Here is a 13,697-nt window from a genome sequence, read left to right as displayed (position 1 = left end):
CCATGACACGTACGAGCGGAGGTTCGTCCATGGGCACTTCCTGGAAGCACTTTGCGATGGCCGTGTTGCTCGGCGCAGCGGCGGCGTTGGCGAGCGCGCAGCAGCCGGCCAGCGCGCCGGCGGCCAACAATGCCCCCGTCAATCCGGCCGTTCAACCGGCGCAACCGTTCTCCAACATCGTCTCGGAGAATGTGTTTGATCTCCAGAAGCGTGATCTCGCTAAAGAGGCGCGGGACCAGGCCGCACGCCGCGTCACGCGCCCCGGCAACAACGCGCCTGTCTGGCGCGAGGTGAACTCCGACCAGGCGCATTACGCCAGCATTCCCGGGCTGGAAGCCGGCGTGCTGATCCAGCGCACGGGGCAGAAATGGCGGCTGTTCCGCAATGGCGTGATTACCGTGTGGGGCGGTTGGCTCGTGGTGCTGGTGCCGCTGCTCATCCTGGGGTTCTTCCTGTGGCGCGGCACGATTCCCCTGAAGGAAACGCCCACCGGCCGCAAGATCGAGCGCTTCACGCCGACCGAACGCTACGTGCACTGGACCATGGCGATTTCCTTCGTCACGCTGGGCATCTCGGGCATCGTCATGCTGTGGGGCAAGCATTTTCTGCTGCCGATCCTTGGGCACCAGTTGTTCGGCTGGCTGACGTACATATTGAAGAATCTCCACAACCTGGTGGGGCCGCTGTTCACGGTCAGCATCATCGTGGCCTTCGTAATGTGGGTGCGCGACAACCTGCCCCGCAGTGGCGACATGAAATGGCTGCTGAGCCTGGGCGGCATGTTTGCCGGAGAGCACGGCGCCGAAGTGCCGTCGCACCGCTTCAACGCCGGGGAGAAACTCTGGTTTTGGGGCGGCCTCGTCGTGTTCGGGCTGGTCCTGTCGGCCTCGGGCTGGACGCTCGATCGCATCGTCCCCGGCGTGGATTACTACCGCAGCACAATGCAATTGGCCGAGGTCATTCACGCCATTGCGGCAGTGGGCATGATCTGCATGTCGCTGGGCCACATCTACATGGGCACGATCGGCATGGAAGGCGCTTACCGTGCCATGCGCGACGGCTATGTCGACGAAGCGTGGGCGAAAGAGCACCACGAGCTGTGGTACGACGACGTCAAGGCCGGCAAGATTCCTGCGCAGCGGACCCAACCGCCTGCGCCGCCGGCACCGAGCGAGCAGCCCGCCAAGTCATGACGCCATCGACCGCCACCGATTCAAGGAACCTCACCATGCATGCATCTGCTCTGAGCCGCGCCGCAGGTATGGCACTTGCTGCCGCCATGCTGAGCCTGACAAGCGGACTGGCCGGCGCCAAGCTGCCGGCACCGACGGAAGAACAGAAGGCACAGGCGGATCTGGCGAAAGCCAAGGCAGCCTGGGGCGACAAGGTGGCCGCGTTCCAGACATGCAAGGCCCAGGACAAGGTGGCGGCGTCCTACCAGGCCGGCGGCAAGGCTGCGCATACGCAACCGGGCGCGCCGTGCGTTGACCCGGGGCCGTTTGTCGCGCCCGTGCCTCCTGCACCTGCACCGGCGGCCAAAGGGTGAACCGTTGTTGCCAATGTTGCGTGTTCATCATCCGGCAGTACAATCGTCCGCTCCCCGAGTGAACCCTGACTGGAGGTGACACATGAAGCAACTCGTGATTGCACTCGCCGCGATCGGCCTGATGGCCGGCTGCGCATCGAACTCAGCGTCGACGGCCAAGGCGGCGAATGCCGGTGACGGCGCCATGGCGGCCTCGGCCGTGCTGGCACCCAAGAGCGGCAGTACCGTGCAAGGCAGCGTGAAGCTCGCGCAGCAAGGCGACAATCGGGTTGCCATCGCCGTGGATATTTCCGGTTTGCCGGCTAACGGCATGTTCGGTTTCCACGTGCATGAGAAGGGCGATTGCTCGTCGGCGGATGGCAATAGCGCTGGCGGCCACTTCAACCCGACCGGCCAGCAGCACGGTGATCCGCGTCACGGCGCACACCACGCCGGCGACATTCCTATGCTGCAATCCGATGCCAACGGCAAGGCCGTCGGCTCGATCGTTCTTTCCGGCGTGACGCTGTCGCCTGGGCCCACCAGCTTGGTCGGCCGCGCGCTGGTCGTCCACGCAGGCAAGGACGACTACATGACCCAGCCCACCGGCAATTCCGGCGGGCGCATCGCCTGCGGCGTGATCGTGGCGAACTGATCGCCCGCACGCGGTACCTGCTCCCGGGCAGGTACCAGCCGCACCATGCGCACGCTTGCCGTGCGCATTTTTATTTGAACGAAGACATTGATGCCGCTGCGCCCTGAACTGACCAACGCTTCCGTTCCACTGCTTGACGAGGTTGAAGTGCTCGACGAGCTGGGCCGCGCACGCAGTGTCTTCATCCCCGGTGAGCGCCCGCTCACCGTCTACCTCGACAAGCGCGAACTGGTCACGCTGATGACGCTGGGCGGTGCCCCGGAAGCGCTCGTACTCGGCTATCTGCGTAACCAGCGCCTGATCGGCAGCATCGAAGACATCGCCTCCATCCAGGTCGACTGGGAAACCGAATCCGCTGCCGTCACCACGCGCGGCGGTATTGCCGATCTGGATGAGAAGACCGCCCGCCGCACCGTGACCACCGGCTGCGGGCAGGGCACCGTGTTCGGCTCGCTGATGGACGAGATCGACGCCATCCATCTGCCGCCCGACGCGCGCATGACACAGACAACCCTGTATCGCGTGGTCGACACCATCCGCCTGCAGCAGTCCATCTACAAGCAAGCGGGTTCGGTGCATGGCTGCGCGCTGTTCGATGCGCACGGCGGGCTGCTGCACTTCATCGAAGACGTGGGCCGCCACAATGCCGTGGATGCGATCGCCGGCCTCATGTGGCTTGAAGGAATGGAGGGCGGCGACAAGATCTTCTACACCACCGGCCGCCTGACTTCCGAGATGGTCATCAAGGGCGCGCAGATGGGCATTCCGTTCCTGCTGTCGCGCTCGGGCGTTACGCAGATGGGCCACCAGATGGCGCAGCGCGTCAATCTGACGCTATTTGCGCGGTGCACTGGGCGGCACTTTTTGCTCTACACGGGGCGAGACCGGTTCGTGGCCGAACCAGAGATGGCAGGCACCGTGGGGCCGCGCGGAGAGTTGCCCCAGGCGGCGGAATCCAGCCGCTGATCTGCCCTGGTGGGTTCGATAAGGCCAGAGCAAGCCATCGGCTGCCACGGGGTTTTCCGTCACAGGTTTGGGAGTACAATCCGCGTTCCAAACCGGCCCCAGCCGCGGGCCCGGCCGCTGGCGTGACCAAATGGGGACAGTTTTCGCACCGCGAAGCCTGCCCCCATTTGTTCATCCAAGGTATCTGGACGCTCCATGAGCATCAAATCCGACAAGTGGATCCGCCGCATGGCCGAGCAGCACGGCATGATCGAGCCGTTCGAGCCCGGCCAGGTGCGTGAATCCGACGGCCGCCGCATCGTTTCCTACGGTACGTCGAGCTACGGCTACGACATCCGCTGCGCCGACGAATTCAAGATCTTCACCAACATCAACAGCACCATCGTCGATCCGAAGAACTTCGACGAGAAGTCGTTTGTCGACTTCAAGGGCGATGTGTGCATCATCCCGCCGAACTCGTTCGCGCTGGCCCGCACGATGGAGTATTTCCGCATCCCGCGCACCGTGCTGACCGTGTGCCTGGGCAAGAGCACGTACGCGCGCTGCGGGATCATCGTGAACGTCACGCCGTTCGAGCCCGAATGGGAGGGCTACGTGACGCTGGAGTTCTCCAACACCACGCCGCTGCCTGCCAAGATCTACGCCGGCGAAGGCTGCGCACAGGTGCTGTTTTTCGAGAGCGACGAGGAATGCGAAACCTCGTACAAGGATCGTGGTGGCAAGTACCAGGGCCAGCACGGTGTGACGTTGCCCAAGACCTAGTTTTTGTAGTCCGTTTCCGCGCGTTCAGGCGTATCCGGAGCGGTGCCTTTAGCTTCATCCATAAGGAACCACGATGAAATTCCGCTTTCCCGTCATCATCATTGACGAGGACTTCCGCTCCGAGAACATCTCCGGGTCGGGCATTCGCGCGCTGGCCCAGGCCATCGAGCATGAGGGGATGGAGGTGACCGGCCTCACCAGCTATGGTGACCTGACCTCGTTCGCCCAACAGTCGAGCCGCGCGTCCACCTTCATCGTCTCGATCGACGACGATGAATTCATCAACCCTGACAACGACAAGCCCGAACCGCAGGCGGTTGAAAACCTGCGCGCCTTCGTGGCCGAGGTGCGTCGCCGCAACGCTGACATTCCCATCTTCCTGTACGGCGAAACGCGTACCTCGCGCCATCTGCCGAACGACGTGCTGCGCGAGCTGCACGGCTTCATTCACATGTTCGAGGACACGCCTGAGTTCGTGGCCCGACACATCATCCGTGAAGCCCGCAACTACCTGGATTCATTGCCGCCGCCGTTCTTCAAGGCGCTGATCGACTACGCACAGGACAGTTCGTATTCGTGGCATTGCCCGGGGCACTCGGGCGGCGTGGCGTTCCTGAAGAGCCCGGTGGGGCAGGTGTTCCACCAGTTCTTCGGCGAGAACATGCTGCGCGCCGATGTCTGCAACGCCGTGGAAGAACTGGGCCAGTTGCTCGACCACACGGGCCCGGTGGCCGCGTCCGAGCGCAACGCCGCGCGTATCTTCGGCTCCGATCACATGTTCTTCGTGACCAACGGCACGTCGACGTCGAACAAGATGGTGTGGCACGCCAACGTGGCGCCCGGCGACATCGTGGTGGTGGACCGCAACTGTCACAAGTCGATCCTGCACGCGATCATGATGACGGGCGCGATCCCCGTGTTCCTGATGCCGACGCGCAACCACTTCGGCATCATCGGGCCGATCCCGAAGAGCGAGTTCGAGCCCGAAACGATCGCCAAGAAGATCGCTGATCACCCGTTCGCCAGTCAGGCCAAGAACAAGAAGCCGCGCATTCTGACCATCACGCAGGGCACGTACGACGGCGTGCTGTACAACGCCGAGATGATCAAGAACATGCTGTCGACCGAGATCGACACGCTGCACTTTGATGAAGCGTGGCTGCCGCATGCGTCGTTCCACCCCTTCTACGAGGACATGCACGCGATTGGTCACGGCCGCCCGCGCAGCAAGGACGCGCTGGTGTTTGCCACGCAGAGCACGCACAAGCTGCTGGCCGGCCTGTCGCAGGCCTCGCAGATCCTCGTGCAGGATTCGGAAACGCGCAAGCTCGATACGTACCGCTTCAACGAGGCGTATCTGATGCACACGTCGACGAGCCCGCAGTACTCGATCATCGCTTCGTGCGACGTGGCCGCGGCAATGATGGAAGCGCCGGGCGGCACTGCGCTGGTGGAAGAGAGCATTGCCGAAGCGCTGGACTTCCGCCGCGCCATGCGCAAGGTGGAGCAGGAATACGTCGGCACGAACGGTGGCAGTGGACGTGGCGACGACTGGTGGTTCAAGGTCTGGGGCCCGAATGACCTGTCCGACGAAGGCATCGAGGACCGCGAAGCCTGGATGCTCAAGGCCAACGAGCGCTGGCACGGCTTCGGCAACCTGGCCGAAGATTTCAACCTGCTCGACCCGATCAAGGCCACCATCATCACCCCGGGCCTGGACGTCGATGGCAAGTTCAGCGACTCGGGCATCCCGGCCGCCATCGTGACGCGTTACCTGGCTGAGCACGGCATCATCGTCGAGAAGACCGGCTTGTACTCGTTCTTCATCATGTTCACCATCGGCATTACCAAGGGCCGCTGGAACTCGATGGTGACCGAGCTGCAGCAGTTCAAGGACGACTACGACAACAACCAGCCGCTATGGCGTGTGTTGCCGGAGTTCGTGCGCCAGTATCCGCAGTACGAGCGCATCGGGCTGCGCGAGCTGTGCGACAGCATCCACAGCGTCTACCAGGCCAACGACGTGGCCCGCGTGACGACGGAAATGTACCTCTCGAACATGGAACCGGCGATGAAGCCGTCGGACGCCTGGGCCAAGATGGCTCACCGTGAAACCGAGCGCGTGGCAATCGACGACCTGGAAGGCCGCATCACCGCCATCCTGCTGACGCCGTATCCGCCGGGCATTCCGCTGCTGATTCCTGGCGAGCGCTTCAACAAGACGATCGTGCAGTACCTGCAATTCGCACGTCAGTTCAACAAGCTGTTCCCGGGCTTCGAGACCGACATTCACGGCCTCGTCGAGGAAGAAGTCGACGGCAAGATGGGGTATTTCGTCGACTGCGTGCGCTGAGTTTCAGCCACACGAAACAGAAACGCCGCGCTGAGTTGATCAGCGCGGCGTTTTTGCTTGGAGGCGGTGCTGCCCATGGCCCCGCTAGCTCAAGCGATCAAAGGCTTGGAAACCACTCCGACATTGGCGGAATGCGCGGCGGCATCCGCTCTGAGGCCGCTTTGTTGCGCTGGGCTCTCGCCTCAACAATACGCTGTTCGTTTTCGTGCTTGACCCTGTCACGAATGATCTTGTCTCCGTGATCGCCAAAGTAGATGCGCCGGAATTTCGCCAGCCCATAACCATTCAGCTGGAACTCGGGCATGCCGAAACCGATAAAGCCGGCCATGGAGTCATGCAAGTAGGCATCGAAGAAGTCGCCGATTGCTTCTGGAACGGGGCGACTCCGCAGGGCTTCCAACAACCGGATGACGTCTCGCTCAGGCGCGTCGGCATTCCGCACTTCTGGGTACATATTGTTGGCAAGCCACTGCCGCCACCGTGCGAGCACAGCCGGCGCTCGTTTAGCGATGGCATCAGCCTGGGCTTGCCGCGCATCGTTCTTTATCGGGCCACTCTGGTGTTCCACCGCGTGGTAGATCGCGCCCGCGGGGCTGCCCAGCGATTTGGCGGCTGCCTTCTTTGCAGCGGCTCCAAATTCAAACGGGCTCGTTAAGGCCTCGCCATGTTGTTCGACGTCCTCTCGATTGAGCTGCATGCGTTGTTCGAGGTGATGGCAGGATGCCGCAACCATTTGAATGAGCGCGCGCTGCGTGTGCAGCATCCACGTGGATTCGCCCTGGAAATCCTTACCTTGGTCTGCGTTGGGTTCAACCCGAGCGCGTTGGTATTGGGGTGTTTTATGAAAACCCGCTTCCAGTAGTTGCCAGCGGTGGCTGAAGTACCAGCTCAGATGCTGACGTGCCATATCTTCAACCGGGCCAGGTTGGATGTTGGCTTGTTGGTAGTAGGTGGCGAAGGCGTCAAGGGTGGCTTTAGAAGGGGCCAACGCATCAAAAATCTGTTGCTCCCTTCTTTCTGCAAGCTCTTCTGGCAAGTAGAACGGCACACCCGCCGCAAGTGCCGCACAGTACATCTCAAAACCCGGTACGCGAGCGAGTTGGAGATCGGTGTTTTTGCCGTCGCGGCTCCAATCGGCCTTGCCTAGCGCCAGCGGCATATACCCGCCGCCCACGTCGGAGTGCGAACCGGGGAAAACGTACTCCTTGCAGTGGGGCGGATACTTCCCATCGACCCGCACGGAGTCGAGCGGGAAGCACGCGCGGATTTCATGACCTGCAACCAGATGCAGACATTGCTCCACCGCCGGGTGGATTTGCATGTTGTTGTCGGCCCAGTCTTGCCTGCCCTCTGTAATGGGGTACAAGCCTGCCAAGCCCACCGACGCCACTGTGTCGAAGATACCCAAGAACTGTATCCGCAGCGGGATGCCGGCAAAGAGCCAACCGCCGTCTTTCTCTTCGCATAACTGGTAGAGCCAGTTCACAAAAGCACGTGCCTCCGCGGCCCCTCGCGAGAAGCCGAACACGCTCAGGTTGATTTGCCGCAGTTCCGGCTTGCGGCCCCGGATCTTTGTCTTCAGCCGCGCCTGATAAACGTCTTTCAGCTCACGAAGCCGTCTTTTGTAGTTCAACGTCTGCTGTGTGTTGAGCAATGCCTGGAAGGGGTTTGCTGAAACAGCAAACCGCTTGGCGAAGTTCGTGGGCGAGAAGCTCAGCGGGTTGCACAGGTCTTTAGCTTCGCTGTCGTGAACTAATACGTCACCATGGTGAAACCGATGAACGGCATTAAAAATCTGAATCAGCCCCCAAAAGATGCGTGGCGCACCACCCCAGCCCGCAGCGGATCCAAGCGGATTGGGAACGCCAGGAATCACCTTTCCGTCGTCACCCACCTTGTCGAACGGCGTGCCGACGCCGGGAACGTAATAGGCATAGTAGGCATCCGTTCCTTTCTTTTCCTTCAAGTCTGGATAGGCGTGATAGAGGCGCACGACATTGGTGTGTTTTTGATGCCGTGGGTCGCCCTGATGCTTCTTGTAATCTTCATCTTCGTTGTTGCCTGTGCCATCAAAGAACATGCCGACGAAGAGATTGCCATCGCAAGACGGTATGTGGCTCTTGGGGAGCAGGGCGTTTAAAGCACACATGCGCTGCATGGTTTCTTTCTCGCTTAGCAGGCGTTCCTTGCTGCGGGTTTGGCCAAGTTTCAGCTCAGGGTTCAATGCGAAGTCGATATCCATCATTGCTTCTTTTGATCCTCGTAATAGTTATGAGCCCAGTCTTCGTTAAGTTCCCAAGGGGCCCAATCGTCCTTAGGCAGGGGATACATGGGATGTCCCAGGCTGTATCTCGATACAACGACGTTGACGCGATGGTTGTCGTAAAAGTGGACCTGAACGGGGCCGCGATTTTCAGCGGTGTATTCTGGAATCTCGACCTCGGCTTCTTGTGGAGGTGGTTGCGAACCCGGTCCTTCAATGCCGTATCCGTAAAACCACTCCACTTTTGCCTTCATGCCTGGATGCCAGCGTTTGGGTATTTCGATGCAGCAATTGAATTTCCCGCCTCCACTTTCTGGCCCAATATTGGGGCCGCCCGCGCCATTGACAGAAAAGCCGGCAATGGACTGGTCTTTCATGTGGTTGTAGCCTGTGACTTCTACAGTGGCTTTGTTGTCGAGGTAGCTAACGATCAATCCCATTACCAGAATCGGCGCGAGCCATTGCATGGCGGTGCGCAGTTGGGGGGTGTAGTTTTTTAACGCGCGCATTGGTGTATCTCCTTGTCACTCAGCGGGCGCTCTTTGCTGCGGGTTCGACCAAGTTTCAAGCCGGGGTTTAGTGCGAAGTCGATCGCTGTCATACATCTCCTCCTTCTTCTCGAATTTCGCGGATATTGCGCTCCCATCGCTCATTAATGGTCCATGGAGCCCAGTCTTCTTTGGGTAAGGGATATTCGGCATTCCCTAGTGCCCATTTGGAAACAACGACCTTGACGCGATGGTTGTCGTAAAAGTGGACCTGAACGGGGCCGCGATTTTCAGCGGTGTATTCTGGAATCTCGACCGCGGCTTCTTGAGGAGGGGGCTGCGACCCCGGTCCCGCAATGCCGTACCCGTAAGACCACTCCACCTTCGCCTTCATGCCTCGATGCCAGCGTTTGGGTATTTCGATGCAGCAATTGAATGCGCCGCCGCCACTTTCTGGCCCAATATTGGGGCCGCTGGCGCCATTGACGGAAAAACCGGCAATGGACTGGTCTTTCATGTGGTTGTAGCCTGAAACTTCCACGGTGGCTTTGTTGTCGAGACAGCTGACGATGAGCCCCATTACCAGAAACGGCGCGAGCCACTGCATGGCGGTGCGCAGTTGCGGAGTGTATTTTTTTTACGTGCGCATTGGTGCATCTCCTTATCTCCGCGATGGCGTTGTGATTATTGTTATTCGACATGCCGCAGATAGCGTTCGAAGCAATGTGGGATTCGGGCGATTTTCCCAACAATTCCTGCGTAATCACGTCAAGATTTGTGTCGCGTTATTGGCGCCGGCAGAAGGGCGCAGGCAAGGAGGCGCAACGGCGGTAGTTCTGGAAAGAGCTATGCCGTGTGTTATGGAGTGATGCTTTAGGAATTTGACCGCCGCAAAAGCAGCGGCCAAAAAAACGCCGCGCTGGGTAGCGCGGCGTTTTTGTTTGAAGCGTGCAGCCGATTATTCAGCCAGCGCGGCCCGTGCGAACGCAATGGCTTGCTTCACCTGCTCCGGCGCCGTCCCGCCGATGTGGTTGCGCGAAGCGACCGAGCCTTCCAGCGTCAGCACGGCGTGCACATCGTCGCTAATGAGGTCGGACTTGTCGCCCAGGCCGCAGATGTCACGCAGTTGCGCAACCGACAGGTCTGCCAGGTCGCAACGTAGGTCGTCGCACGCGCGCACGGCGTGGGCCACGGCTTCGTGTGCATCGCGGAAGGGCAGTCCGCGCTTGACCAGGTAGTCGGCCAGATCGGTGGCGGTCGCGTAGCCCTGCAGCGCAGCGGCACGCATGGCGTCGGCCTTGACGGTGATGCCCGGCACCATGTCGGCAAAGATGCGCAGCGTGTCGACCACGGTATCGACGGTGTCGAACAGCGGTTCCTTGTCTTCCTGGTTGTCCTTGTTGTACGCCAGCGGTTGGCCCTTCATCAGCGTGAGCAGGCCGATCAGGTGGCCGTTGACGCGGCCGGTCTTGCCGCGTGCCAGTTCCGGTACGTCCGGGTTTTTCTTCTGCGGCATGATCGAGCTGCCGGTGCAGAAGCGGTCCGCAATGTCGATAAAGCCCACGCGCGGGCTCATCCACAGCACCAGCTCTTCAGAGAAGCGCGAGACGTGCGTCATGACGAGCGCGGCGGCGGCGCAGAATTCGATGGCGAAATCGCGGTCGGAGACGGCATCCAGCGAGTTGCGGCACACGCCGTCAAAACCCAGTTGCTGCGCGACGAATTCGCGGTCGATCGGGTAGCTCGTGCCAGCAAGCGCCGCGGCGCCCAGCGGCAGGCGGTTGACGCGTTTGCGGGCGTCGAGCATGCGCTCGGTGTCGCGCGTGAACATCTCGACGTAGGCCAGCAGGTGGTGGCCGAACACCACCGGTTGCGCGACCTGCAGATGCGTGAAGCCCGGGACGATGGTGTTGGTGTGCTGCTCGGCCAAGTCCAGCAGCGCGCTGCGCAGGGCCTTGAGCAGACCGACGATGTTGTCGATCTCGCTGCGCAGCCACAGGCGGATGTCGGTGGCGACCTGATCGTTGCGCGAGCGGCCGGTGTGCAGGCGCTTGCCGGCGTCGCCCGCCATGGCGGTCAGGCGCGCTTCGATGTTCAGGTGAACGTCTTCCAGGTCCAGCTTCCACTCGAACGTGCCGGCCTCGATCTCCTGGCGGATCTGCGTCATGCCCTTTTCGATGGCGGCGCGGTCGGCTTCGGCGATGATGCCCTGCTTTGCGAGCATGGCGGCGTGCGCGAGCGAGCCCTGGATGTCGAACAGTGCGAGGCGCTTGTCGAAGAACACCGACGCGGTATAGCGCTTGACGAGATCGGACACCGGCTCGTTAAAGCGGGCGGACCACGCTTCGGCCTTCTTGGCGAGTTGGGAGGTCATGGGCGGACAGCTGGAGGAGCGCGGCCAGCGAGGCACCAGCCGCAAATTCAGGAAACCGCGATTATATCGCCCGCAGGGCCTTCCGGCCCCCACGCAGCGGTGCCTACAGCGTGCTGTCGATCAGCGCGCCCTTGAAGACCACCGGCCCTGTCGGCCCCTCCGGGTTGGGTGAGCCGCCACGCGGTTCCACGCTAATGGCCAGTGCGGGCACCTGGCGCAACGGCTGCGCGACTGTCAGCCGCACCGCGCGCTGGTGCCCGATCACCCCAAGTGACTGAGGATGCCCGCCGGGCGGCAGCGCCCAGAGCTGCAAGGCCTGCTCAGTGGTGAGCGGCGTGGCATCCAGCCGCTTGAGCGACAGCGTGCCGGTGCGCGCATCCCAGGTGACGAGGACGGCCGCCTGGGCCTGCGCGTCCTGCAGCACGGCCACGGCGTTGGCGACGGGCGCCTCGCGCAATTGCTGCGCCAGTCGCAGGTTCAGCCCGATCGCCACCGCCCCGACCAGCGCCGCGACTGCGGTGGCGCCGCGCCAGAAGCCGGTGCCTTGCCAAAGCCGTTGCCAAAGGGCTTTCCGCGCCGGCGCAGGCTCGCGCCAGCCGAGTTGCACTTCAACGCGGCAGAGGATTTCCGGGAGCGGCGCCGTGGCCGGCTGGAGCGCGGGCAGGTCGGCCAGATAGCGCTGCCAGCGTTCGACCGTGGCGCGCACGGCGTCGTCGTGGCGAATGATCTGCTCGAACCGGCGGCGCGCGCCGGCGCGCAATGTTCCGACCGCATATTCGGCGGCCAGCTTGTCGACGAGATCGGGGTGGCGGCGCGGGTCCATCAGGGTGCTCCGAGGCATTCGCGCAGGCGGTCGAGACCGCGCCGCATCCAGGATTTGACGGTGCCCAGCGGCAGTGACAGCGCTTGCGCCAGCTCGCTGTGCGACAGGTCTCGCAGATAGGCGAGCGAAACGACCTCGCGCTGCTTCGGGTCCAGGCGCTTGAGGCATTCGGCCAGCGCGCGGGCCTGCTGGCCGGCGAGCGCCAAGTCCGCCGGGCCAGGGGCGTGGTCGGCCAGGACATCGGCGTAGGTGTCATCCAGCGGTACGGATTCCTGCACGCGTTCGGCATGCTGCCGGCGCAGGCAATCAAGTGCGCGGTTGCGCACGATGGTGGTCATCCACGTCATGGGGGCGGCCAGGTGCGGGCGGTAATCGCCGGCGTGGCGCCAGATGTTGACGAAGCTTTCTTGCAAGACGTCCTCGGCCCAGTCTTTCCTGACCAAGATACGCAGCGCGAGCCCAAACAGTTTCGGTGCGCAGCGCGTATATAGCGTGCGCAGGGCGTCGCGGTCGCCCAGGCCGATGCGCTGGAGCAGCGCCGCCAGCTCTTCCGCGTCGGCGCTTGGGGGGCGAGTTGCCGCGGCCGCCGTCGGCGGATCGGCGTCTTGCGCGGCGTGGTCTTCGGCGGTGCGCTGGAAGGTGAGCACGTAGACGGCTTTTGTGGACGGTTCTGCCCAAAGTGTAGGAAGAAACCTCGGTCGTGGGGGGGATTCACGTGGGCGGCGCTGCGGTTTGCATCCAGTTGGGCTCGCCCTTCGTATAAGCGGTCAGGCGCTGGACAAACGCCGGCGATCCGCACTACGCACTGCACGGGTCGCGCATCTTCCCCGCATCTGCAAGGAGACCGACGATGGACGCAACCAAAGAGATGGATCAGTTGGAGAATGACATCCCGCGCATCGATGCGCGCCGCCGCGTGCTGTTGCGCGCGCCCGGGCTGATGGCGCTGGGTTCGCTGGCGGCGGTGTCGCTAGGGCAGTCGATGCCGGCCTGGGCCCAGTCCCAATCAGGCAGCGTGAAAGACGACGTCAACATTTTGAACGTGGCGCTCGGGCTGGAGTACCAAGCCATCGCCGCATATCAGGTGGGCGCAGAAAGCGGCCTGCTGCAAAAACCCGTGCTCGCGACTGCCGTGAAGTTCCAGGGCCACCACAAGGCACACGCGGCGGTGCTGGCGGGAACGGTGTCCAAGCTGGGTGGTACGCCGGTCATGGAAAAGAAGGTGGCGGAGTACAACTTCCCGGTCAGCCAGCTCAAGACGCAGGCCGACGTGCTGCGTTTTGCCGCCGGGCTGGAGAAGGGCGCCGCTTCAGCGTATCTGGGCGTGATGCCGAATTTCTACACGCGCGACCTGACCAAGGCCGCCGCCAGCATTCTGGGCGACGAGACAATGCATTGGGCGGTGCTGCTCTCCGTGCTCGGTGAAGACCCGGTGCCGGTGGCGTTCATCAGCTGAGAGGTTTGTTGGGCCGCCACACCGGCTGCTCG

The 13,697-nt window shown here is 62.3% G+C and carries 13 protein-coding genes; 7 read left to right on the top strand and 6 right to left on the bottom strand.

Features of this window, described 5'->3' with window-relative positions:
• Window positions 1-29 precede the first annotated feature (29 nt).
• The 6 genes from ACTJK6_RS14805 (at window position 30) to ACTJK6_RS14780 (ending at window position 6,261) form a co-directional block, all read left to right on the top strand.
• Window positions 30-1,193: a formate dehydrogenase subunit gamma gene (locus ACTJK6_RS14805; protein WP_440839465.1), complete on the top strand. Its 1,164-nt coding sequence runs from the start codon at window positions 30-32 to the stop codon at window positions 1,191-1,193.
• Window positions 1,194-1,228: 35 nt separating this feature from the next.
• Window positions 1,229-1,546: a hypothetical protein gene (locus tag ACTJK6_RS14800; protein ID WP_260801971.1), complete on the top strand. Its 318-nt coding sequence runs from the start codon at window positions 1,229-1,231 to the stop codon at window positions 1,544-1,546.
• Window positions 1,547-1,628: 82 nt separating this feature from the next.
• Window positions 1,629-2,180, top strand: a complete 552-nt coding sequence (locus ACTJK6_RS14795; protein WP_232040729.1) for a superoxide dismutase family protein — start codon at window positions 1,629-1,631, stop codon at window positions 2,178-2,180.
• A gap of 90 nt (window positions 2,181-2,270) precedes the next feature.
• Window positions 2,271-3,146 carry a formate dehydrogenase accessory sulfurtransferase FdhD gene (locus ACTJK6_RS14790; protein ID WP_232040728.1) on the top strand — a complete coding sequence of 292 codons (876 nt, stop codon included), beginning with the start codon at window positions 2,271-2,273 and terminating at the stop codon, window positions 3,144-3,146.
• 195 nt (window positions 3,147-3,341) lie between these two features.
• Window positions 3,342-3,908, top strand: a complete 567-nt coding sequence (dcd, locus tag ACTJK6_RS14785; protein WP_004632155.1) for a dCTP deaminase — start codon at window positions 3,342-3,344, stop codon at window positions 3,906-3,908.
• Window positions 3,909-3,981: 73 nt separating this feature from the next.
• On the top strand, window positions 3,982-6,261 hold the full coding sequence (locus tag ACTJK6_RS14780; RefSeq protein ID WP_232040727.1) for an arginine/lysine/ornithine decarboxylase: 2,280 nt from the start codon (window positions 3,982-3,984) through the stop codon (window positions 6,259-6,261).
• Window positions 6,262-6,358: 97 nt separating this feature from the next.
• Here ACTJK6_RS14780 and ACTJK6_RS14775 read toward each other — a convergent pair whose 3' ends face one another.
• The 6 genes from ACTJK6_RS14775 to ACTJK6_RS14750 form a co-directional block, all read right to left on the bottom strand.
• Complete coding sequence (locus ACTJK6_RS14775; RefSeq protein WP_440839464.1) at window positions 6,359-8,506, bottom strand: T6SS phospholipase effector Tle1-like catalytic domain-containing protein; 2,148 nt, start codon at window positions 8,504-8,506, stop codon at window positions 6,359-6,361.
• Window positions 8,503-9,033, bottom strand: coding sequence for a DUF3304 domain-containing protein (locus ACTJK6_RS14770; RefSeq protein WP_440839463.1), 531 nt, complete (start codon window positions 9,031-9,033; stop codon window positions 8,503-8,505). Before ACTJK6_RS14770 ends, ACTJK6_RS14775 begins: the two co-directional genes overlap by 4 nt.
• Before the next feature lie 88 nt (window positions 9,034-9,121).
• The gene (locus tag ACTJK6_RS14765; protein ID WP_440839462.1) at window positions 9,122-9,619 is read right to left on the bottom strand and encodes a DUF3304 domain-containing protein; all 498 of its coding nucleotides are present in this window, start codon (window positions 9,617-9,619) and stop codon (window positions 9,122-9,124) included.
• A gap of 351 nt (window positions 9,620-9,970) precedes the next feature.
• Window positions 9,971-11,386, bottom strand: a complete 1,416-nt coding sequence (gene argH / locus ACTJK6_RS14760; RefSeq protein ID WP_316878833.1) for an argininosuccinate lyase — start codon at window positions 11,384-11,386, stop codon at window positions 9,971-9,973.
• Between the two features lie 103 nt (window positions 11,387-11,489).
• The gene (locus ACTJK6_RS14755) at window positions 11,490-12,209 is read right to left on the bottom strand and encodes an anti-sigma factor (protein ID WP_440839461.1); all 720 of its coding nucleotides are present in this window, start codon (window positions 12,207-12,209) and stop codon (window positions 11,490-11,492) included.
• Complete coding sequence (locus tag ACTJK6_RS14750) at window positions 12,209-12,856, bottom strand: RNA polymerase sigma factor (RefSeq protein ID WP_232040721.1); 648 nt, start codon at window positions 12,854-12,856, stop codon at window positions 12,209-12,211. Before ACTJK6_RS14750 ends, ACTJK6_RS14755 begins: the two co-directional genes overlap by 1 nt.
• Before the next feature lie 203 nt (window positions 12,857-13,059).
• Between ACTJK6_RS14750 and ACTJK6_RS14745 the strand changes: the two genes are divergently transcribed.
• Window positions 13,060-13,665: a ferritin-like domain-containing protein gene (locus ACTJK6_RS14745; RefSeq protein WP_232040720.1), complete on the top strand. Its 606-nt coding sequence runs from the start codon at window positions 13,060-13,062 to the stop codon at window positions 13,663-13,665.
• Window positions 13,666-13,697 lie beyond the last annotated feature (32 nt).

Origin of the sequence: Ralstonia sp. 22086 (assembly GCF_052045975.1) — a bacterium.
GTDB classification, from domain to species: domain Bacteria; phylum Pseudomonadota; class Gammaproteobacteria; order Burkholderiales; family Burkholderiaceae; genus Ralstonia; species Ralstonia wenshanensis.
The sequence above is the reverse complement of the archived record's forward strand: the minus strand, read 5'-3'. Positions and strand labels throughout refer to the sequence as shown.